This window comes from Klebsiella africana (assembly GCF_020526085.1).
GTDB classification, from domain to species: Bacteria; Pseudomonadota; Gammaproteobacteria; order Enterobacterales; family Enterobacteriaceae; genus Klebsiella; species Klebsiella africana.
This window is the reverse complement of the sequence record NZ_CP084875.1, coordinates 21,975-42,068: the sequence shown is the minus strand read 5'-3', so window position 1 is coordinate 42,068 and position 20,094 is coordinate 21,975. Positions and strand designations below refer to the sequence as shown.

The window sequence follows — 20,094 nt, the reverse complement described above, 5'->3', positions numbered from 1 at the left end:
CGTCTTACCGGGGCATCCCAAAAGTTACTTTTCCCGTTGAATGTCGTGCTTACTGGTTTACCCACTGGTGAACAGGTTTAAGCCGGTCAGTGGAGTATTGACTACTTTCTCTTACCGGTCCTTGACCTACGTTATCTTATAACAGATTATGAGCCTCGTTGTCTTTTGGGATTATTACAGACGATGTCTACATTAAAGGCACTGTTAGATTTTTAAAGGATGGTCTAATTGATGGATTTAAAAATAATGAAACCAACAGAAGCATATACAATGCTTATGGAGAACGTAGCTTCAGTGTTAGATTGCCGAGAACAGGGCATACAATCTGGTGTCTTGCTAGAGGACATGGAAGACCTGGAAGCAATCAATTGGTTGAATTCTTTAACATTATGGCATGGTGGATACGACAGAGATTACTCACCTGGCATCTTTAACGGTTTTCTTGTTGAATACTGTAAGCCCGAGTATGCCATCGGCCTTCAACACTTTTACCCTCAACTCGCAGCGCGAGAAGGGATTGAATTAACTAATGAAATATGGGACTCATCAATCGATATTCTAATAGACATTTATGATTATGCTTTAAGAACTCGCGAATTAGATGGTAAACAGCATTGGGGCGTAGTCTTCAGAGATGACTATTTGCAGCAATGGGATAATGCATTCCTGAATAAGAGAAGACCAGGTCTTATAATACCAAATTTCTTAAAAAAATGGTTGAGGCTAAGCTAATCTTCCAAAAGTTAGTTGCGAAATTTGTTGGTACTAAATTTCTTACTTTACGATGAGCGATAAAGGGAACCGCATGGCTCCCCCATCAGCAGCTGGCAATGTTTGTCCAGTCAGACAGACACCAGCGTTTTAATTTCTTCCACACCAAACGCTTTGCACTTCATTTGCGTTTTCTGCCCGACAGTTTCAGGTGCTTTCCACATGCCGTATAACTTGTCTTTGTCTGCCATAAATTTTGCGCCTTGCAACTCGCATGACGGAGCCTGTTTTTTATCATTCCATGTGGCATTTACAACGAACGTCCAGACCTTACCCGCCTTTAATTCTGTCGGCATATCGTAGGAGAAGGAGACAGTCGACGCGTGTTGGCTGTTATCCGCAACCGTCATCGATGAGGTATCTACCCCGGCAGCTTTGAGCTCATTGATAGCTGCCTCGCGGCTTGCACCGCTACTTTCCTGCTCTTCTATCTGTTGCTGAATCCACTCTTTGTCGCTGGATGTAAGCGAGGATGCATGGCTGTTGTTGCTGCTCGTTATCCAGTACAGCATCGCAAGATGCGAGAAACCGAAATGATTACTTTTATCTTTCTCTATGATGTTACTTACAAGGTTCTGTGAAGGAGGGGTGAATTTTACAGATGAAGAGCCCCGCTCAGAACTTCCTGGAATGCTCTGAGACGACGGGAGAGACGACGATTTTTCGGATGTTGGACTTGATGCAGGTATAGTCCCTTTCTTAGCCACCAGCTCCGACCCGCTCACTGATTTCTTTGGCGTAGTGCCTGCAGCAGCGCCTTCGTTATCTCCCTTGGCCTGAGATCGACTACTGACAACATCATACCCTCCAGCCTGGTTCTCCACCTTCCCGGAGGTGCTCTCTGACGGTTTATTCCCTGAGGACGCGGAAACTGCCCCGACCGTTAATGCGGCCCCAGAACCTGCAATCATCGCTTTCTGGCTGGTGGTCAGTGGTTTGGTGCCAGCTGGTGCTGGCGTATCGTTAACCGTGCGGCTTGCCTGGCTTCTGGTTGAAGAGTTGTACGACTTGGTAATGGTCGATGGGCGGAAGGATGATTTGTAGGAAGACCGATTGGATTTATACCCTGCTTCCGCAGAGGTGGCCACCAGCATCAGACAAATAAGTGAGATCGAGGTTTTGCTAATTTTGCTGCGCATAATTTATTCCTTTTTTGACGAGTCATTCTGAAAGTAACTTTTGGCACAGAGAGCTTTGATCAGCCGCTCACAGGTTTTTGAAAACGGAGTCCCCTCTTAATGCCAGGTTAACACCCAGCCAGAGGAGGTTACCCATAACCGAACAGGTCAGAATGTTAGTTAACATTCCTTGTTGCAGCAGGGTAGCCAAAGGGACACCCGTGGAATCAAATGCTAATGCAAATCCCACCAGCACATAAAAAAACACGACCGGGAATGAGCGCAGATAATATTCCGTCATTATCGCCGTTGCTCTTACAGCGTAAATAATGTTGCGGATTATGGTTTCTGACCTGGGTGGGGCATCCTTTATATTTACCTTCATGCTCGAATCTCTTATTTTTGGGTTTAAGACAACATTTTACAGTAGCCATGTAGTGCCCTATCCCCTTAACTGTTGGATTTTGCCATTCCGGGATATTTTTTTCCTTTACTCTAATTCACCATTCAACCTTCTCCAGGCATTTTGAATTCAGCGCGACAGATAGCGGCAAAATGATAAACCCATCGTTCCTGGTTGCTGATAAGACAGAAGCCTGCCGGGAACCGGCTGCTGTTTATTGTCATTTTCTGGACTGGATTACACAGAATGTTTATGGCAAATTTCTGGCTTCTTTCTTGTTCTCATCCATATGCTATTGGTGATGTAGTATGTCCAGGTTCCTGAAGGGTGTTGGTTTGGGTATGGCGGGCATTGTGTTGCTGCTGTGCGGACTTATCGCGCTGTATTATTTTGAGTCGAAAGCAGCGCTCAGAGCTGATATCAAGGCCTGTCCCACGGTTACAGCTGGTCAGGCAACCGATGCCGTCATTCAGGACATACTCGTGAACAGAGAGCGCGTTTTCTCTAAGCCGCAGCTGGAGCGTCGGGACATAGTGATAGAAGAAAGGAACGTCCAGATAGGCTATACAGGAACCCTTGTCCCTTTCAGGATCACCGGTGTCAGCGATCGCCGTTTTTTTGGCATGTCGGGATGTGCTTCTCTCGACTCCGTTGAATATGCCACAGAGTTTTTGACCCAGCAGTAGCTTGATCGGGCACAAGTAACGAGCAGCATATTTTTCCTGATTGCCCGTTTCGTTTGGCTCAACCGCTGTCACCGGTTGGTTGCGCCAGCATTCTTCAACCAAACCAGTTGCTCAACGTGTTTTCCCTTTTCATATACCGCAGGGCTCGGGTTCATGGACAACGCCTGATCTCCTGTGACTTTGAATTGTTTTACCGCATCCCTTACCTCAATCTCTTCTGCAGGGATTTCGCCATCAGCGCATGAATCCGAAATACCTGGAATGCTGCTGATCCATCCTATCTGGGGTCGGATGCTTACCGGGCTGGCCTGAACAAGGCTTACAGACAGTGCAGTTAACTATCCACCATCTGGCCCACGGGGCGCGGATAACCTGCTATTGAGCGTTGATGCATTAGATTGCCTGACCGGGGTAAGTGCGAGCGAACCCCGGAATCTATGATGCTAATAGTCCTTGCCCCTCCCATTTTTATAACCGTCATCCAGAAAGATAAAAGTCAACGATATATTGGCGAAAGTTACTTTTTCCTGACGAGTTACTTTTTCCTGATGAAATGGAAAGCTTATAGGCTGCTTGAATGGTGTGAAAAATTCGTCCTCGTTCTTCAACATTTGCACCAGCAACCAGATCACGTTCAATCCTATTGCCCATAATACTAGATGAATATACTTACCCTCATCTATCGCCTGAGGAAATGCGCACAACGTGAATAAAAAGGATAATGGTAATGTCGCGAAGAAGAAGAGTGTCATTGCCTTAAGTCCACGGAGGCCGCACGTCAAATTACTGACAATGGCTTGAGACCTTGACGATTTGACATGTATTTTGATGTCCATGCAGATACCTTTTGTTTAAGGGGTATTTTGTTACGGCCAGTCTAACGAGACTACTTTGGGGATATGTTTAAATTGTACATGATCAGATTGTCTATTGCGTCAGGTGATGTAGAGTGCCTGCCAGTGTGAAGGAAATAATTTTTCCTCTGATTGCCTTCATGACCTCTTTCAGAAAGCAGTACATGACGGTTATGCAACCTGCATCAGTTGAAGGGAGAGGATCGGATAAGTCCAGTCTGTCACTCCACCCTGATACGTTGTTTAACGTTGACTTTTCTCGCGTGAAATATTTCTTAATCTCCGCCGGTGCTTACCTGAGATCTGCCTTTCAAAGGCGAACAATACGGCGGCTACCACGCCCAGGCCCAGAATTACGACTCCATATTGGATGAACTGCATGTCGCCGTCTTCCATCAGCAAATGTAATGGGTAACAATAAATACCATAATTGAACATTAACACAAACGATTTCGTTACGGTTTGATGACTGCAAATAAAGCCGGGATAAGCGGCCACCTCTGTGCCCCCGAGCACTTTTGGTCGCCTGAAAAAATCGCAAGCAGAAGAAAGGTTCTGGGGTTCTGGGGTTCTGGGGTTCTGGGGTGATCGGCATGTGCCAGCTGGCCCATCTGGTACTTTAGCGGGTTGGTTTGTACGTGCTTGCCCCACCAGCTGGCCATCAGTCAATACCAGCATCCTGATCTGCATTAAAAAGAGACATCTCCTCATCTATAAACACCGGATACTCGAACTTCTCTACCGCCTGAATTACTTCCGGATGGTTACGCCAGCATTCTTCAACAAAACCGAGAGATAACTGTTCAGCTTGCCGCCGCAGCTGTCGTGCAGTCTCGTAGTTGTCCCAGCCACTCTCATAGCTTGCTTTCTGATAGAGGTCTTTTTGCTGTGCTTTTATCTTTTCGATCTCATCAGGGCTGGTTACATGGCGGTGCCACTCCAGTGTGCGGGCATTGCCTGTTAACACCAGCCTGTCCCCCCTATCGCGGATCTCTATAGTCCTTTCGGAAAAACTCACCGGCCCCTGGTCACGTCCTGTCAGGTGGTCAATGAACTCATCCCGCCATTCTTCATCCTGGACAATCCATTCACCCCGCGTAAAAGCTTCTTTTGCGCACTCAAGGGCATCATGTATGGTTTTCGCTTTACCTACCAGGAACGTACCTTCTGTAACGTACGTGCCATACAGCGGGTCATCTTCCGGATACTCTACCTGACCAGTTACGTATACGAGGAAGGGGTACTGCCGTTCCCTGTGACGGACAATAAATCGTTCGCGTTTTGCCATAGCCTCTTCCTGGTAGTACCGCAGTGGCTGAACCGACCATGGCACGATTTGCTTCCACCAGTCTGGGGCTAAACGCATGGCCAGTTGCTCAACGTGTTTAACCATTTCATATACCGCAGGGCTCGTTATGGCACCACAATCCCTTAGCTGAACCACGCACTGAGCAGCTGAGTCCTGACTCACCCCCAGCATGCTATCCATCATCTCTTCATCTACCCCGATACCGTTCCGCAGAAGGCCTTCAAACGTCATTAGAGTGCCTTCATGTTTAGCAAGGTCCACCAGCGTATTCACTATATGGGTAAAAAGAATGTCGCTGTGAGTGGCTGGTGTGTTTTGAGTTTTCATTCGTGAACCCCTGTTTAAAAAATATTGGCAAGGTATAAGCGAATATTTCATCCATGCACACCAGGATACCAATAAAATAACGACCATCAACCCCTTATTATCACCGGAAGCTATTTCCAGCTCACGGAAAATGCATACCAAACCGGTTATAAACGCCTTAATCATTTATAGCATTCAGAATCATCCAGAGTTTTTATGAGTTAACATGCAGCATACCGGCGTATAAAATCCGACAGGAAAATAAGGATTAATGATTTTCCTGATTGTGTTTCATGGATTTAATTAGCCAGTAATTTAATATATTGATGCCCCCCTCATCCGTTGAGCAGACGTCAGGATAAAGGCTGTGTCTCCGTCCTGTTTTTCAGACTGATGACAGGGTGTCACATGGAGTGAAGTGTGCTAGATTGATTTGCGATTCATTGAATCCATGTGTAGAAAGATGAATGTGTTTTTTTGCCCGTCGTCGTGCGGGCTTTTTTTATTTCATGTAGTCAGGAAAAAGGGGCTACCGGCGAACGGCAACCCCTTCATAAAGGCGCTTCAGGCATGTCGGACCAACACAGCCCTGAAAAGGCGGGGTCTCCCCCGCCTCCAGGTTGCTACTTACCGTTGGATTCGTAAGCCAGGCTTGCCGCGACCTCCCTGTTCCCGTCCTTTAGCCGGACTTCGCATAAGCGGTTCCGGGTCAGGCATGTGAATATCAAGAGCGTTAAACACACGATTAATACGCACCAGACCAGGGCGTTTCGCGGTAGCTTCATGGCTTTCTTCTCCTTGCAAATTGCACGGTAAGAGGCCATACTGGTGTTGACTAGACATTCAGTGGGCCTCGTGGGTTAATGAAAATTACCTACGGGGCTTTCTGCTTTCTGCCGCACAACATCCAAACCACTCAAACATCATGAGGCAAAAAGCCTCAAGCGCCGATACCATTATACCTTGTTTACTCCCATCCTCCCAGGGCTAATAAGCTGGTAAGCCAGTAATTTCTAAGATGGTTTCCGCCGTGTTTCTGCCATGCACCCCGGCATCTGCTGGAGTTCAGTCATGAATTTTCACCTCTGTCGGTGTACTCCGGTTACCACTTCTGCGCCGTCCAGTGTAACGGTTCTGTGCAGACGCAATGCAGCGCCAGGACACCCCCTTGTTCGCCAGCTGCGCCCATGTCTGATGTTAACCAAACGACTCAGCTACCAGTTTGAAGATTTACGCCCAAATAGAGGTCTACGCCTATGACAAAATTCTCCAGGCAATATCAGATATCAGTAGCGTCATGTTCGAAAGAGATTTTTAAAGCCACTTTTCCTGATTGTATTTCTTTAAAATTTAATGAAGGTAAGGTTATTTAGCCAATTGACGCGTCACTTGAATAAGTTATTATTACTTACAGGCACTCTGAACTATCATCAATTTCACAGACTCAACAATGCCTGTAGAAATATTTTTGTATCGGTATTATTTTAAGGAATAAATTATGACACTCACTGCATATTACCAGCTAAGGAATACAAAGTCCGCAGGTCTTGGTTTCGAATTGCTGACCAGTGAACCGGGAGCCTTTATTGTGCTGGAAGAATGCAGTTATGAGAAACCGTATGAAATTGCCCGCTATGGGCATAACGGGAGTGCAGGCGATCGTTCGAATGCGTTCAGCTGCGCGATGAATAAAGCCCGTAGTCTGCAGAATTACAGTGGAGCAAAGCTGGATTACAACGTTTACGAAGAAACTGCCTGAATCATCCTGTAATAGCTGTGTGTAGTCTTTGCCCGCCGCTGGCGGGCTTTTTTATGTGACACCGGACAGGAGCGCCAGGCATCATGACAGCGCCCTCTCCTCCTTTGCTTCACTTCCTGTCAGGTTTAAGACGACTATCAAACCGGAACGGTATCTGTTGAGCCTTCTGCACAATCCCGTAAAACTCAGGGTGCTCAGGATTTAACAGATAATTGAACTCTACCGGCGATAAGGCTGAGGGAACACGCAGTGCAACCGAGCTCCTGGTAAATGACCAGGCATCTCCGTAATCAGCCAGTTCCTGAGGCGCATCCTCATCAGCCCAGTTGCCCGGTAATTCATCCATGTTTGCGCTTTGGATCAGTTCATCAGGCACATCGATACTCAGTAGAGTGAAAGAGTCCATTATCTGTGCCGCATGCAGGTGTACCAGCGTCTCCAGCATCGTTAGTGATGCCGTTTCGGAGACATATACCATTGACACCCCCACGCTATTCCAGCGCCCACCAGCCTCTTTCGCACCATATCCGGTCCAGGCCGTAGAAAGATACTTTGTTTTCGTCAGCCTGTAGAGGATCACGAGTACACCCCATGCTCCAGACGCGTAATCAGCTTAATGACCTCATACGCTCCCGTCTCGGATGCCATCAGGTCTGCTGGCACTTTCCAGCTCAATGCCCGGTTAGGTTCGTTCAACCACTTCTGTGCGGCTTCCTTGTCGCCTTCAAACAAATCTACCGCCCGATCAATGACGCGGATAATCCGTACCAGACGTTCACTTTGTTCCGGGTTAAAACGTGCCTTCACACTGCGGCTAAAAGTGGTCGACGGGATACCGGACATTTTTCTCAGGTCATTCTGGGTTATTCTGGCCCAGTCAGTGATCCGGTTCGCCACCTTCCCGTCCAGGCCTTCATTGATTTGGCCCAGGAGCGCTACACCATCAGCATTATTTAACCCGGCAACCTGCCAGAGGCGCTGTGGTCTGGCTGGAGTTGAGGACAAACTAAAAGTTTTCATAGCAAACCTCCATTTGGTCATTACATTATACCCAAATGGTAACACCAGTGCAAATATCAACCACCAGCAGACGGAAGGCATTTTTCCTGATTGCGATACCTCAGAGTGTAGCGATCGGTATCGAGTCCCACCTCGTTGTGTAGGCTGGAGAGAGCATATCTCTCTTCATTGACCACGCCGGTGCGATGCCACGACCGGCAAACCATACTTTGCCTTTGCCTGAGTTGTTTATCGTATCCAGTACGTTCATGAGCGCGTCACTGTTTGCATACGACCTCCCTTCATCAAATAACGATAGCTGGGTAACTCCGCAGGGACGGAAATCGTTGAGCATGACTCCCGCCTTTGCATAGTTATGTCCTTCTTTCCAGATTTTATCCAGAGCCCGGCCAGCCGCCGCGATAATGTCCCGCGTATCACGTGATGGAATGCAGAGCTGTTCGCTGGAGACTTTGCTGTAATAGGGTTCATGTTTTGAAAAAGGCGAGGTTTTTATGAAAACTGATACCTGACCGCAGTATTGACGTTCCTGGCGCAATTTTTCCGCAGCACGTTCAGCATACTGGCAAATTGCCTGCCGCATGGATTCATACGTTGTTATACGCTGCCCAAAGCTCCTGCTGCATATGATCTGTTGTTTTGGTGGCGGGGCATCCTCCAGGTCGATACAACTTTCCCCCCGTAGTTCCCTCACTGTTCGTTCAAGAACTACGGTGAAGTTTCGTCTTATGAATGCAGGGTTAGTACGAGCCAGCTCCAGCGCAGTGGTTATGCCCATTGCATGAAGCTTACTTGTGGTTCGTCCACCAACCCCCCACACCTCCTCTACCGGCATCAGAGAAAGCATCTTATCTATCCGATTACGCTGGCCTGCAGTCAGTGCGAGTACCCCTCCGAACTGGGGCCAGGTCTTACTGGAATACTGGCAGGCTTTAGCAAGGGTTTTTGTAGGGGCCAGGCCTACCCCTATCGTCAGTCCAGTGCAGCGGAAAACATGATCCCTTAGCTGATGTCCGTATTCCTCAAACGTCATGCAGTTATCAATCCCACCAGCCCAAATAAACGACTCATCGATGGAATACTCTTCGACACGGGATGATAATTCCTCCAGGCAGAAATGTACTCTGGCGCTCATGCTGGCATACAGCTCGTAGTTACTGGAGAAGGCAATCACGGGCTCCGGGAAACGCTGCTCACGCAACTTAAACCAGGGTAAACCCATTGGAATGCCGAATTTTTTGGCAAGTTTACAACGAGCTATAACGCAGCCGTCGTTGTTAGACAGGACGACCACTGGTTTATCGCGTAAATCGGGTCTGAAGCATTTCTCAACACTGCAATAGAAACTGTTCACATCCGCCAGAGCATACATTACAGATTCCCCCGGGCACGATGAACCCAATGAGTCACCACGCCAAAAATTGTCAGTTCATCGGGGTCTGGGTAAATTGGGGAATAAGCATTGTTCATAGGCAACAGGGCCAGTCTGGGAGTGGTCTGGAGCTGTTTAACAGTGAAGCCGCCGTCCACTTCGGCGATCACGATATCGCGATGTTGAGGACGAAGAGAACGGTCCACCACCAGCAAATCTCCATCACGCATACCGACATCCTGCATGCTGTTTCCCTGAGCCCGCACGAAATATGTTGCGGATGGATGCCTGATGCAATAATCGTTCAGGTCTAGCTCACTGGAAGTATAATCCTGGGCAGGGCTGGGGAAGCCAGCTGCACACCGCTCGAGAAATAAAGGGATGGCGATTTTCTCAGGATTTTCCATTGGAATTAAGAACATAGGCACAACCTCCGACCACCTAAAAATACTGTATATATAAACAGTATAAATTGGTTCTTTGCAGGTGCCTAGTCCATCAGGTAGCAGTTGGGATCAAGACGACTACCGTTCAAAATTAGTGATTGTTTTTAAAGCAGGAATGCCGCCCTACCTTAATCAACCAGAAATGCAGAGTTATAACGTCATACTTCCTTACCAGCTCAAGGCATGAATTTATCGACGTAAGGCCTTTTCTGATTGCAACCTGCAAGATATGACAGAATGTGGGTTATCCTGAAGAAAGTAACTTTCCTTGATTGTAAAAAGTCCCATCTGCTTGTAGGGGCACATAACAAAAGCCCCACCATTGCGGTTTTTATGTCGATACCCCCGCGTGCGGGGGGAATACTCATTACGGGTGTCCATTCGGATCTGGTAGTGCCGATAACCCCCGCATGCGGGGGGAATACGAAACGACCTGGCGCAGAAACTTCAAATTGTTCCGATAACCCCCGCATGCGGGGGAATACCAAACCGGAGCCCTGAGGCTGCGCAAAAGTCACCGATAACCCCCGCACACGGGGGGAATACAGCAGCAGCTGACCAACTGACGGAAATCCAGCCCGATAACCCCCGCAGACGGGGGGAATACGCCCTGCACCTGTTTCGCAAAATCCGAACCGGCCAATAACCCCCGCATGCGGGGGGAATACGTGTCGACCACCAGCGTCTTAGTGCAGGGAACCGATAACCCCCGTACGCGGGGGGAATACCTGCACTGCCTGTCACTATTCCTCGAACTGCTCCGATAACCCCCGCAAACGGAGGGAATTCAGGGTTTTATTGTTCCTGGTGGTTGCCATCGACCGATAACCCCCGCAAGCGGGGGAATACGAGAGCCATCGACGTTTTGCCAGTATAACCTGCCGATAACCCCCGCATGCGGGGGGAATACGGGATGTTTCGGACGTTCAGACGTTGCATGGCCCGATAACCCCCGCAGGCGGGGGGAAGACAAAAAACAAAAAAAGCACTACTAAAAGTCACCGATAACCCCACATACGGGGGGAATAAGCACCTGTGCCGGTGCATATCATCCTCAGAGCCTGATAACCCCCGCAAGCGGGGGAAATACTCTTTTAAACATACCGAACATAGTGACTGTCCCGATAACCCCCGAAAGCGGGGGGAATACTTTCAGATTAGAAAAAATATACCGCTGATTAGCCGATAACCCCCGCATGCGGGGGGAATACATCAGAGGGTGGAATAATGCGGTAGCCCAATTCCGATAACCCCCGCACACGGGGGGAATACGAAGGTTGCCGTTTTCGCTTCCATACCGGTCTCCGATAACCCCCGCACACGGGGGGAATACAAGGTGGAAATAATCGCGAAGCCGAACAGGAACCGATAACCCCCGCACACGGGGGGAATACTCTAAAAATAACCGGTTGATAATAAAATATTAAATAGCGCCACTAAAATCCACCAGCTTTTGGAGTTAGCGAGCAGTGAAATCAAAAGATTGATTTTCATTGAATGCCTTTACCATAGCAAACAACTCGTCCCCGGTAATCTCAACACCATTCGGTGTGATGACGATTTCTCCAAGTGTAACTGGTACCAGTTCACCCGGCTTCCAGGTCGTTACTGTCCAGTGAGCCTCAACCAGACCGCAGTTATGATTCGCATGCCCCCCAAAACGTGGTTCGGCTGCAAAGCGGATTAATGCAGAAATGAAAAGCCCTGCTTCTTCATCAGTCGCATTTTTAATACTCATGCGATGGCGGAGTTCTGCGCCAGTGATAAACGCTTCATACGGGTCAATCGGGCGGCGAATTGACTCGCGAGATTCCTGCTTCTGATCCTTGCGGGCCTGAATTTTTTCATCGAGCTCCCGTACTTTGATTTGAAGCTCAGCTTTGGTGTCTTTATCAGCCGACTTCATCGCCTTTTTGAGTGCATCCTGCTCTGTTTTGATCTGAGAGATATCCACACTTGCCTCAGCCTGTTCTTCGAGCAGGCGTTCAAGACGATCAACCTGGTCTGTCTCAAGAAACTCCATCAGGCTTTCGTCACGCTGAAACATAATTGAGCGGGCACCACCACCAAACATTCCCCACTGGTTATCACCATCCGGGATAGCATTCCCTATACCAACTTTGCCGCTTAATCCCCAACGACCAAACAAGCTGATTAACGGGTTTTTGCTACGTAGCTCAGTTCCAGCATTGATTTCACCTGGTGCGAAGGTTTCAGCTTCACCATTGATATCCACCCCCTGGGCCAGCATGAAATGTTCTGCCAGGTCGAAAGGTGATTTTCCATCTGCCTTTAGACCCACACGATCTACAATGACCTTATGCGCAGCATGACGAAGAGTTCCCCGAATGCTGGTGCCTGGAAAGTACGGGGCTGCATTGAATCCGCCGTTACGAGGCAAGCGATGGCCGGAAGTTGAGACCGCATTTTTTACTGTTACAGTCAGTGGTTCCAGAGTCGAAATTTTACCGTTGAAGTTTAAAGTTCTCATGAAATTAGCCTCGCAATAAAGAAGAAATCAATTGAGTACGAACTGGTGCTGGGTGGACAATGTTTAGCTTTTCACCAACGAAATAGGGAGGAATAAGTGGTGATACTCCTTTGATACCTTTCAGACCCGAATTAACAGGTACCGGACGCAATGCCATACCCTCGTTGGATATACTTGTGTCGATATCGAGAGGAAGAATTGTCACATTGTTAAACTCTCCATTAGCTGCAGAGAAATAGTCATAACCAACGCCAACATGAGCATGGTTAAGCAGTATTTCTACAGCCTCAGAAGAGCCGACAAAATCAAACGTTAAATAGGGTGCAGAATAAGCTGGACGGGTTGTCATCCTTCTCTTCGTGGGGCCCCCGGTCAGGAGGACACGCGTAAACAGCCCCCTGTGGATACGAGGAGAGAACATTGCAGTGCTCAGTTTTTTGGGGCTGAGATAATCGCAACGCACGCTTGTTGTCGCCCCAATCCCCTGTTCGGGCGTGATGCCAAAACGTAGAGATGAAGCATGGAAAACACCCAGTTCATCGTTGAATAGAAGTATTTGCTTAAGACGAGCCAATACGACTCCTGGCTCGTTACTGGGTATCGCCTGAGACAGTGCTTCATACAGAATGCCGTCCAGCGATGGGGCTATCCCACTGATGACCACCGGTGTCAGAGAAGACATGATGACCCGATACGGTTTAAAATTTAACACTGGATATCCTCTTCACAATACGCCGGAGATAAAATTTCACACGAACGATATTCACGACGAAATCGAACGGGAATAATGTGTTCAAGCGACCGATGTTTAGACGAAAGGTCAGTCGGTTCCGGGAAACGCGGATCGAGGATAATTATCCTGACAGTATCATTTTCACTACGAATCCCCCGCCCAACAGACTGCTTTGCTTTGCGAATAACTTTCCGCAAATTTTCCAGGTAGATGTTACGGTTAACTGCCTCAAAGGTACGACTATAGCCTCGCTCCTTCAGATACCCATAAAGGCTTTCAGCCTTCATTCTGTCCGGAGGTAAGAAAGGTATCCGGGTGATGATTAAATCCTGGAAAATCTGTTCCCCATTCTCGCCTCGTGGGCTCACACCAACAGAAGCACCGGCAGAAATAAGAATCCCTGGTTTCTCCTGATATTGTTTAATAATTTCGGACAGGGCCTGACCTGCTTTCTGAATATAAACTGGTTGCGAGACCTCACCCAGCTGATTGGCAATCATCCGGGTTTCATAATGGCTGGCAGTTAATACCAGAGCTGGCCCGTGAATACAGGACAATTGTTCAACTACTGCCTTTAACCATTGATCTGAAAATATCTGTTCTTTCGGGTCATCGAACACCTTTGGAAAATCAGCACCGGCGATGGTCAGCTTCATTGAGCCATAGACGTCTGGGGAGAATATTTTCCTGATTGAAATCGTATCGCTGGTTAACCCCAGAGCTTTACATAACCACTCCATTCCGGTCTCTGGGGTACTGGTAATAGAGAGGGTAGCCGACGTCAGTAACGCACTACGCCACTGAGTGCAGTATCTGCCCACATTCATCCCGATAAACGGGTTTACAGCGATCAGGGCTGGTTCACGACGTTTATTGGAAACGCCTACACCCTTTTGCCCCCCGGACAATCCGAGCATCTCCCAGCTGTAGATACAGTCAAAGAAAGCTTTCCGGGCCGCTTCATTTTTTATTTTCCGCCCTACCTTTGATAAGGCGTTAAAGCTATTGTCAAACAAGGCAACCGCTGCAGGCGTACTACAAAAATGCAGATCGCCCGCTATCGAAGTCACGTCGTTCATTAACTGGTCGATGACATGCACGCCATTACGTGGAATATGTTCATTGAACGCACTGGTCAACTCTCTGAGGTTGAAGCGCCGCTGTTTCCAGACCTCAAGCATATCTACAAAAATGTCTGCCTCATCAATAATGAGGTACATATTTTCTTTGTCACCGAGGATGCGGTGATTACACATACAGTCGACCATTACCATCGCATGGGTCGTAACAATAAAGTTAGCACTGAGAGCATTCAGGCGAATATCATCAATATCCTGTATATCATCCCAGATGGAGTAGGTGACCATCTCTGGCGTGATCTGCGCTGGCAGTTCACCATACTCTTCTTCAAACTCAACCAGAGGTTTTGACCAGTTAGCGAGTTTTTCAAGGACCTTAACCGTATCCAGATCGGTAAATTCGTCCATGAGTAACAGTCCACGTACTTTCTCCAGGGATACGTAATTTGCTTTCCCCATAAGCCGGGAAAAAGTAACTTTTATGCCGCATTGTTCAGCTATCTGTTCAAGGAGAGGACGATCGCTTCTGAATATCTGGTGCATCAGGGCATGAGAATTCGTGGCTATCACAAATTTTGCCTCAGGGTTTTTCAGCAGAATCAGAAGCGCCGGTACCAGATAGCCCAGCGTTTTTCCTACACCTGTTTCAGCACTAATCAGTGCAACTTTATGATCCTGAGTCAGTGCACCAGCTGCAGCCTCGATATAATCCTGTTGGACCTTACGTAACGACAATCCGGCAGACTCAAATACCGCTGATGTATTCATGACTACTGCCCCGCCAGATGCATGAAACCGCAACCAAATACGCGTTTAGGGCCTACGCCATAAACGATTCCCACTTCAGCTTCCTGTTGATTGCTGATTATGGCGGTACCCTGTACCGTGAATACGGGAAGCGTAAAACCGCGTCCAGCATTTCCTTTGTCGATATGGACGAATTTCGGGCCACTGACGTCGATTTGACCGGGTTTAAAACCAGCCTTAGCTAATTTGGTGAGGGCCAACTGATAACTAGCCTCTTCAGATGGAGCAAACTGGCGTCGGCCACGGCCTTCTGACTTTGTTCCTTTATGAAAGATGGCCATTGACGTAATGAACTTGATTTCATGGCCCTCAGAGAGAATAAGCTCTCTTTTTTTCTCCCCTGGCAACTCCAGAGCTGTGGCTGTGCGGACCAGGAGTAACGAATCATCCCCGGTACCGGGAAAAATTTTAAAAGAGTACGGCAGCTTCTCTCCCTTGCGTTCCTGCATGAAAAAATCCAGGTGCTGGTGGATCTGGTAAACACTTGTGTGACGGATACGCAACCGAAACGCATTATCGTAGTAAATCATGGTTATACCTTTTTCAAGAGGTGCAAAATGCTCAGGCGTTGATGGGGATCAGTCGGCAGAAGCAGCAGTAACGGAATGAGGTTGTTTTTCTTAAACTCATGCGAGGCAGCTTCAGGAGTTATCCGCGAATAGGCCAGCAGGGTTACTGTTCTGATAAAGATGTCTATCTCTTTCTTGGAGTAGTTTTTTATTTCCTGATGGAGTTCTTTAGCCTTTTTTAAATCCAGCATGTAAAGGACTTCGTTCTGCCGGGTCAGTAGTTGATCGGCACAGGTATAAATTGCGTCGGCACTCAGACTGACCCGCAGTGAGCGAACAAGCTCGTAGGTTTTCACGCCGAAGTTTTGAATATAAATCAGCGGGAATTTCAGTTCGGTGTTAAACAGGTATTCCAGGTGCTGACCGCTGGTGGCCGTGATGACTTCTACGTGATCGAAAAAATGCTCAGGTAGTTTATTGACCACTCCCTGAGGGGCTAAAAGAACAGAAGAATTGTCTTCAACGTTAATAACAGCCCCAACACCAGACCACATGCCAAATTTCTGGCCGGTTGTTGGTTTTTTGGGGTTCTCCACGCCCATCAGTTCTGGAGCAGAAACAAAAAATGTCTGGCAAGGACGGCAATGCACAACACGTTCCCTGTAGGCGTTGACCAGCTCGAAGCCTACCCCGTCGAACTCTGAGGGCGCTCTGCCGCAGCATGAGCAATTTCGTTGCACAGGCACAGGCTCACTCATATAGGGCAATAAAATACTCGTCAGAGCGCTATATACTGACTCTACAGGATGATTCAAAGCTTCCCCTCCCCTAAAATAAGCTATGCCATTTTGATGGAAAATTAGTTAAGTGTCCCTGCTCACAGATACAAGGAATTTTCACCCGCCAGCTTAATAAATAATGGTGAAATTTCCTTAGGCAAATTTAACAGAAGCTTCTGATACAAAGACTCATCTTCCGGACGCCCGGTCAAAATCACTTTCCTTCCCGAGACAAGTGAATGAAGAACGTATTTCAACACATTTCGCACATCAAAAAGAACAACATCATCAATGATGATGTCTCTATTTGATAAACTCTGAATAAATTCCTCGTTTGCAATCGACTCATCTGGTGAAATAAATAAACCATCAATTAATGCACGCTTCGCCAGAAGGGTTTTTCCTGACCCGGAAGGCCCTATTATAAAGACAATAAGGTTAGTATCTTTTTCTGAAAAGAAACTCAACACCTTATTGAGACATTTTTCATTTTGATTGTTATTGAATTTCAAATCATGACTCCTTTCCAAGAAGATGCCCTCACCTGTGGTTATTCCGTTAATTCAAGGGATGAAGTGTACCAGTTAACCATGTCCTAATGCAGGACGGTTTTTGTTTCCGAATTACCCTTGTCGTTGCCATCACCAGACATCTCTTGCAGGTCTTGATGGCCCATCAGATTCACGAACATAGCACGGTAACCCACTGGCAAGCGTGAAAGTAAATCAATGCACAATTCATGGTCTGACGGTTGTCCGATGACCAGAACCTTATGGCCAGAAGCATGCACAGCCAGAATACACTCCAGGACTTTGTCTGCATCAAAACGGAAAATGTCATCAATCACTACATCAAAACCTGTGAACATCTCCGAAATGTGATCACATTCTTCAAATTGCTGAGCGGTAGGGTATAGAGCATCGGGAACCTCAAGTTCAGCCAAACAGGATTTACCAGAACCTGTTTCTCCAATAATAAATACAAGAGCGTTATCTTCTGTTTGCTTGAAATATTTAGTAATGACCCCCATGTTATCCTCAAGATTTTTCATTACTAAAGCAGGTAAGTTTTTATCAAGATTCATGTTAAACCTCTTATTAAATTTACTGTTATAGAAAAATTGACAACATGGTATTTATTCATTCTTCCAGTACGTTACACCATCGTCACAGAGATACCCTGTCTGATCAGGTTCCCCTCCAAGAAATACACCCGCCTGACCTTTTAATGAAACACCCACTCCCGTCGTGGTAGCACCTTCTCTTTTTTCGATAACTTTACAGTGTTCTTTAGCCCAGTTTCGCCAGTCCTGTTCCTTTTCGTAAATTGGTGATAAAAACAATGCCAGAATATAGACAAATACTCCTGCCAGTGCCAGACCTATCATAATGTAGCAAAACCATTCAAAAAAAGAACCACCCCCAAATAACATGTCGCATATTAAAATCACCATAGCAAACACAAATATATATATTAAAACAGTACTTGTCATAAAAGGTGCGACAGTATTAACAATAGAATAAATAAAATTTGTAAACTGAACCATACCCACTCCATTTGAGTCTCTGGTGAAAATCAAGCAATATTCAACTGTTAAGCATCGCTGCAAACAGATCGCTACAGCGAAGGTATTCAAACAAAAAGTCCTTCTCTGATTGTTTGAATACATCGCCACAATGCCATATATTATTCATTCTTCCAGTACGTTACACCATCGTCACAGAGATACCCTGTCTGGTCAGGTTCACCTCCAATAAAAACACCAGCCTGACCTTTTAGTGAAACACCCACTCCCGTCGTGGTAGCACCTTCTCTTTTTTCTATAACTTTGCAATGCTCAGCTGCAAAGTCTCGCCAGTCCTCTTCCTTCTGGTCGCTTGCCAACACCAAAACCACCAGCACGGACATAACTCCACACAGGAGTGCAATGCCAGCCAGTCCGGAAGCAAATGTTGTCAGTAAAGAAAAGTTCTTAAACAAAACAGCGCCAAGAACCAATACCACAAGCAAGGCATAAAAAATTACTGCTCCGTTACTTGTTAATAATGACGTTCCCCAATCCCAAAAGGAATTAACAGTAATTTCACTCTGCGTCATACTTCTCACCTTCAGTTTAATGGAAATCTTCAAACAAAGTCTAAAACTGTGCTGTATTGTTCTGCTTCAGGTAACATCGGCTTCAGCCCACTACGTCTTGCAATGCGAGTAACGAGTATTAATGTATCGGTCGTATCAGGCAAAGTTATTTGTTTGTGAGAAATTCGGATATCGTCTTCATTAACCATGGAAACATCTACATCGCCAACGCCAATGGTGATTGAGAATGTCTTTTCCGAACCGTAAAAAAGCACCAGCTCAGTTAATGGTCCACCAGCCCGATAACAAGTCAGGGACATTTTATGAATGCTGCCAATATTTGAAATGCAGCTATCAATGAAGTCATCGGCATGCTCGTGCTGAATAAGACGATCTGTAGAGGTCACTCCATACAGAAACTTTAAATGGTTACCATTTGATTGATTGATACCTTTCATTAATTAGCCTCAGGATTTATTTTTGTTAAAAAGCATTACCACCGAGCTTATACCTAAAAGGACGGTCATACCGTAAAGCAAATACGATGAAATATAGTAAAGATCAAAACCGAGTATGGTGCGTGCTTTTTCATCCGGCAAAACCACGGTAAAAATAAGGTTCCACAAAGCAATTAAAATTATCTGGGCACCAAATAATCTAGGCAAAGCGCCAAGTTCTTCGAATGCAAACAAACACATAGTCACAACCAACACAACCATAATGCCTACGAATGAACATAATATCGCTGAAATCCCAAAGCCAAATGCAGTAAACACAATTGATTCTTTGGCGGTTAATCCCGTGGCTCCGTAGACCAACAGCACAGCAATAATGAATAGAAGAAAGAACTTTAGCATTGCCATAATAACCCCCACATTAAATGAATCCATGCTTTTTGTAGCAAAAATATTATCAGACTATTCTTTAAGTACATGCAGTTGCCTTTCAATACACTGACATTTTTCAGCTATATAAGGCGTTCTGTGGATGGCCATGCCATAAAGAAACATTGAGTTGCTAATACTCTATTAATTATTATATCGTTCTGTTCAATTATACGATTTTTTGCTCACGGCGAAAAATATCCACCCCACCGCACTTAAACCCAAAACTAATGTGAGAATGTAAATACAAATCGCCGGAAAATAGTAAAATTGAAAGCCGAGTATGGTGAGTGGTTTACCATACTGCAACATTACGGTAAATATAAGGTTCCACAAAGTAACCGAAATTAACCCGGCAGCAATCTTACGATAAGCCCCTGGCATTTTTGTAAAAAAAGCCCTTGGCTCTTCGAATACAAAACAACAAACTGCCCTAACAACCACGATACCTATGGATGAACATACTATGACTGGAACCTCTAAGCCAAAAATAGTAAACGCGATCGACTCTTTGGCGTTCAATCCCGTAGCTCCCCAAGCCAACAGTACAATAATAATGAAAAAAAGACAGAGCCTCGGGATTGCCATAATAACCTCCACATTAAATTTATTCATACTTTTTGTAGCAAGAGATATCATCAAAAAATAAAAATAAACAAAACAGAGTACTAACCGGGAATACCCCAAGGCTA

24 protein-coding genes and 1 pseudogene are annotated in these 20,094 nt (G+C 46.4%); 3 read left to right on the top strand and 22 right to left on the bottom strand.

Annotation, left to right across the window (positions count from 1 at the left end; translation table 11 throughout):
- The first annotated feature begins 231 nt into the window (after positions 1 to 231).
- On the top strand, positions 232 to 732 hold the full coding sequence (locus LGL98_RS25440) for a hypothetical protein (protein WP_226652014.1): 501 nt from the start codon (positions 232 to 234) through the stop codon (positions 730 to 732).
- A gap of 110 nt (positions 733 to 842) precedes the next feature.
- Here the strand turns inward: LGL98_RS25440 and LGL98_RS25435 are convergent, their stop codons facing one another.
- Together LGL98_RS25435 and LGL98_RS25430 are read right to left on the bottom strand one after the other, a co-directional pair.
- Positions 843 to 1,910, bottom strand: coding sequence for a hypothetical protein (locus LGL98_RS25435; protein ID WP_226651980.1), 1,068 nt, complete (start codon positions 1,908 to 1,910; stop codon positions 843 to 845).
- Positions 1,911 to 1,977: 67 nt separating this feature from the next.
- Entirely contained in the window at positions 1,978 to 2,274 is a 297-nt protein-coding gene (locus LGL98_RS25430) for a hydrogenase expression/formation protein HypD (protein WP_094313394.1), read from the bottom strand.
- A gap of 326 nt (positions 2,275 to 2,600) precedes the next feature.
- On the opposite strand from LGL98_RS25430, the gene LGL98_RS25425 reads away from it, so the two are divergent.
- On the top strand, positions 2,601 to 2,978 hold the full coding sequence (locus LGL98_RS25425) for a phosphonate ABC transporter substrate-binding protein (RefSeq protein ID WP_226651978.1): 378 nt from the start codon (positions 2,601 to 2,603) through the stop codon (positions 2,976 to 2,978).
- A 443-nt stretch (positions 2,979 to 3,421) separates the two neighbouring features.
- Here LGL98_RS25425 and LGL98_RS25420 read toward each other — a convergent pair whose 3' ends face one another.
- The 4 genes and pseudogenes from LGL98_RS25420 to LGL98_RS25405 all read right to left on the bottom strand — a co-directional run.
- Complete coding sequence (locus LGL98_RS25420; protein WP_069127090.1) at positions 3,422 to 3,814, bottom strand: hypothetical protein; 393 nt, start codon at positions 3,812 to 3,814, stop codon at positions 3,422 to 3,424.
- Between the two features lie 679 nt (positions 3,815 to 4,493).
- Positions 4,494 to 5,468 carry a Hok/Gef family protein gene (locus LGL98_RS25415; RefSeq protein ID WP_226651976.1) on the bottom strand — a complete coding sequence of 325 codons (975 nt, stop codon included), beginning with the start codon at positions 5,466 to 5,468 and terminating at the stop codon, positions 4,494 to 4,496.
- Between the two features lie 602 nt (positions 5,469 to 6,070).
- Positions 6,071 to 6,193 carry a Hok/Gef family protein gene (locus LGL98_RS25410; RefSeq protein ID WP_085842394.1) on the bottom strand — a complete coding sequence of 41 codons (123 nt, stop codon included), beginning with the start codon at positions 6,191 to 6,193 and terminating at the stop codon, positions 6,071 to 6,073.
- A pseudogene (locus tag LGL98_RS25405) lies at positions 6,138 to 6,290 on the bottom strand (DUF5431 family protein); the annotation flags it as partial. The gene LGL98_RS25410 and the pseudogene LGL98_RS25405, both read right to left, overlap by 56 nt.
- A gap of 655 nt (positions 6,291 to 6,945) precedes the next feature.
- On the opposite strand from LGL98_RS25405, the gene LGL98_RS25400 reads away from it, so the two are divergent.
- Positions 6,946 to 7,206: a hypothetical protein gene (locus tag LGL98_RS25400; protein ID WP_135711527.1), complete on the top strand. Its 261-nt coding sequence runs from the start codon at positions 6,946 to 6,948 to the stop codon at positions 7,204 to 7,206.
- A gap of 109 nt (positions 7,207 to 7,315) precedes the next feature.
- Here LGL98_RS25400 and LGL98_RS25395 read toward each other — a convergent pair whose 3' ends face one another.
- From LGL98_RS25395 to LGL98_RS25320, 16 genes are all read right to left on the bottom strand, one after another.
- Positions 7,316 to 7,786 (bottom strand): RES family NAD+ phosphorylase, encoded by a 471-nt coding sequence (locus LGL98_RS25395; RefSeq protein ID WP_004026354.1) that lies wholly within the window; start codon positions 7,784 to 7,786, stop codon positions 7,316 to 7,318.
- Entirely contained in the window at positions 7,783 to 8,226 is a 444-nt protein-coding gene (locus LGL98_RS25390) for an Xre family toxin-antitoxin system antitoxin (RefSeq protein WP_004026357.1), read from the bottom strand. The genes LGL98_RS25395 and LGL98_RS25390 overlap by 4 nt, the downstream gene beginning before the upstream one ends.
- Before the next feature lie 100 nt (positions 8,227 to 8,326).
- A complete protein-coding gene (umuC, locus tag LGL98_RS25385; protein WP_004181894.1) occupies positions 8,327 to 9,598 on the bottom strand; it encodes a translesion error-prone DNA polymerase V subunit UmuC in 1,272 nt (423 codons plus the stop codon).
- Positions 9,598 to 10,020: a translesion error-prone DNA polymerase V autoproteolytic subunit gene (umuD, locus tag LGL98_RS25380; protein WP_004181893.1), complete on the bottom strand. Its 423-nt coding sequence runs from the start codon at positions 10,018 to 10,020 to the stop codon at positions 9,598 to 9,600. Before umuD ends, umuC begins: the two co-directional genes overlap by 1 nt.
- A 1,483-nt stretch (positions 10,021 to 11,503) precedes the next feature.
- Positions 11,504 to 12,535: a CRISPR-associated protein Csf2 gene (locus LGL98_RS25375; protein ID WP_226651975.1), complete on the bottom strand. Its 1,032-nt coding sequence runs from the start codon at positions 12,533 to 12,535 to the stop codon at positions 11,504 to 11,506.
- 4 nt (positions 12,536 to 12,539) lie between these two features.
- Positions 12,540 to 13,247 (bottom strand): hypothetical protein, encoded by a 708-nt coding sequence (locus LGL98_RS25370; protein WP_226651973.1) that lies wholly within the window; start codon positions 13,245 to 13,247, stop codon positions 12,540 to 12,542.
- Complete coding sequence (locus LGL98_RS25365; protein WP_073545562.1) at positions 13,241 to 15,115, bottom strand: ATP-dependent DNA helicase; 1,875 nt, start codon at positions 15,113 to 15,115, stop codon at positions 13,241 to 13,243. The genes LGL98_RS25370 and LGL98_RS25365 overlap by 7 nt, the downstream gene beginning before the upstream one ends.
- A 2-nt stretch (positions 15,116 to 15,117) precedes the next feature.
- The gene (locus LGL98_RS25360; RefSeq protein ID WP_004026372.1) at positions 15,118 to 15,684 is read right to left on the bottom strand and encodes a type I-E CRISPR-associated protein Cas6/Cse3/CasE; all 567 of its coding nucleotides are present in this window, start codon (positions 15,682 to 15,684) and stop codon (positions 15,118 to 15,120) included.
- Between the two features lie 2 nt (positions 15,685 to 15,686).
- Complete coding sequence (locus LGL98_RS25355; protein ID WP_226651971.1) at positions 15,687 to 16,478, bottom strand: hypothetical protein; 792 nt, start codon at positions 16,476 to 16,478, stop codon at positions 15,687 to 15,689.
- Between the two features lie 62 nt (positions 16,479 to 16,540).
- Complete coding sequence (locus LGL98_RS25350; RefSeq protein WP_074015688.1) at positions 16,541 to 16,954, bottom strand: NB-ARC domain protein; 414 nt, start codon at positions 16,952 to 16,954, stop codon at positions 16,541 to 16,543.
- Positions 16,955 to 17,037: 83 nt separating this feature from the next.
- The gene (locus LGL98_RS25345; RefSeq protein ID WP_004902361.1) at positions 17,038 to 17,526 is read right to left on the bottom strand and encodes a hypothetical protein; all 489 of its coding nucleotides are present in this window, start codon (positions 17,524 to 17,526) and stop codon (positions 17,038 to 17,040) included.
- Between the two features lie 51 nt (positions 17,527 to 17,577).
- Positions 17,578 to 17,988 carry a hypothetical protein gene (locus LGL98_RS25340; RefSeq protein WP_080916850.1) on the bottom strand — a complete coding sequence of 137 codons (411 nt, stop codon included), beginning with the start codon at positions 17,986 to 17,988 and terminating at the stop codon, positions 17,578 to 17,580.
- A gap of 140 nt (positions 17,989 to 18,128) precedes the next feature.
- On the bottom strand, positions 18,129 to 18,539 hold the full coding sequence (locus LGL98_RS25335) for a hypothetical protein (RefSeq protein ID WP_226651969.1): 411 nt from the start codon (positions 18,537 to 18,539) through the stop codon (positions 18,129 to 18,131).
- A 29-nt stretch (positions 18,540 to 18,568) separates the two neighbouring features.
- Positions 18,569 to 18,976, bottom strand: a complete 408-nt coding sequence (locus LGL98_RS25330; protein WP_180249045.1) for a hypothetical protein — start codon at positions 18,974 to 18,976, stop codon at positions 18,569 to 18,571.
- A 9-nt stretch (positions 18,977 to 18,985) separates the two neighbouring features.
- Entirely contained in the window at positions 18,986 to 19,381 is a 396-nt protein-coding gene (locus tag LGL98_RS25325) for a hypothetical protein (protein WP_180249046.1), read from the bottom strand.
- A 186-nt stretch (positions 19,382 to 19,567) separates the two neighbouring features.
- Complete coding sequence (locus LGL98_RS25320) at positions 19,568 to 19,990, bottom strand: hypothetical protein (protein ID WP_180249047.1); 423 nt, start codon at positions 19,988 to 19,990, stop codon at positions 19,568 to 19,570.
- Positions 19,991 to 20,094: the final 104 nt, after the last annotated feature.

What these genes read in the sequence shown, in the direction of transcription:
- LGL98_RS25440 (WP_226652014.1), top strand. Translation starts at nt 232, where the DNA reads ATGGATTTAAAAATAATGAAACCAACAGAAGCATATACAATGCTTATG.
- LGL98_RS25435 (WP_226651980.1), bottom strand. Translation starts at nt 1,910, where the DNA reads ATGCGCAGCAAAATTAGCAAAACCTCGATCTCACTTATTTGTCTGATG.
- LGL98_RS25430 (WP_094313394.1), bottom strand. Translation starts at nt 2,274, where the DNA reads ATGAAGGTAAATATAAAGGATGCCCCACCCAGGTCAGAAACCATAATC.
- LGL98_RS25425 (WP_226651978.1), top strand. Translation starts at nt 2,601, where the DNA reads ATGTCCAGGTTCCTGAAGGGTGTTGGTTTGGGTATGGCGGGCATTGTG.
- LGL98_RS25420 (WP_069127090.1), bottom strand. Translation starts at nt 3,814, where the DNA reads ATGGACATCAAAATACATGTCAAATCGTCAAGGTCTCAAGCCATTGTC.
- LGL98_RS25415 (WP_226651976.1), bottom strand. Translation starts at nt 5,468, where the DNA reads ATGAAAACTCAAAACACACCAGCCACTCACAGCGACATTCTTTTTACC.
- LGL98_RS25400 (WP_135711527.1), top strand. Translation starts at nt 6,946, where the DNA reads ATGACACTCACTGCATATTACCAGCTAAGGAATACAAAGTCCGCAGGT.
- LGL98_RS25390 (WP_004026357.1), bottom strand. Translation starts at nt 8,226, where the DNA reads ATGAAAACTTTTAGTTTGTCCTCAACTCCAGCCAGACCACAGCGCCTC.
- umuC (WP_004181894.1), bottom strand. Translation starts at nt 9,598, where the DNA reads ATGTATGCTCTGGCGGATGTGAACAGTTTCTATTGCAGTGTTGAGAAA.
- umuD (WP_004181893.1), bottom strand. Translation starts at nt 10,020, where the DNA reads ATGTTCTTAATTCCAATGGAAAATCCTGAGAAAATCGCCATCCCTTTA.
- LGL98_RS25375 (WP_226651975.1), bottom strand. Translation starts at nt 12,535, where the DNA reads ATGAGAACTTTAAACTTCAACGGTAAAATTTCGACTCTGGAACCACTG.
- LGL98_RS25365 (WP_073545562.1), bottom strand. Translation starts at nt 15,115, where the DNA reads ATGAATACATCAGCGGTATTTGAGTCTGCCGGATTGTCGTTACGTAAG.
- LGL98_RS25360 (WP_004026372.1), bottom strand. Translation starts at nt 15,684, where the DNA reads ATGATTTACTACGATAATGCGTTTCGGTTGCGTATCCGTCACACAAGT.
- LGL98_RS25345 (WP_004902361.1), bottom strand. Translation starts at nt 17,526, where the DNA reads ATGAATCTTGATAAAAACTTACCTGCTTTAGTAATGAAAAATCTTGAG.
- LGL98_RS25340 (WP_080916850.1), bottom strand. Translation starts at nt 17,988, where the DNA reads ATGGTTCAGTTTACAAATTTTATTTATTCTATTGTTAATACTGTCGCA.
- LGL98_RS25335 (WP_226651969.1), bottom strand. Translation starts at nt 18,539, where the DNA reads ATGACGCAGAGTGAAATTACTGTTAATTCCTTTTGGGATTGGGGAACG.
- LGL98_RS25330 (WP_180249045.1), bottom strand. Translation starts at nt 18,976, where the DNA reads ATGAAAGGTATCAATCAATCAAATGGTAACCATTTAAAGTTTCTGTAT.
- LGL98_RS25325 (WP_180249046.1), bottom strand. Translation starts at nt 19,381, where the DNA reads ATGGCAATGCTAAAGTTCTTTCTTCTATTCATTATTGCTGTGCTGTTG.
- LGL98_RS25320 (WP_180249047.1), bottom strand. Translation starts at nt 19,990, where the DNA reads ATGGCAATCCCGAGGCTCTGTCTTTTTTTCATTATTATTGTACTGTTG.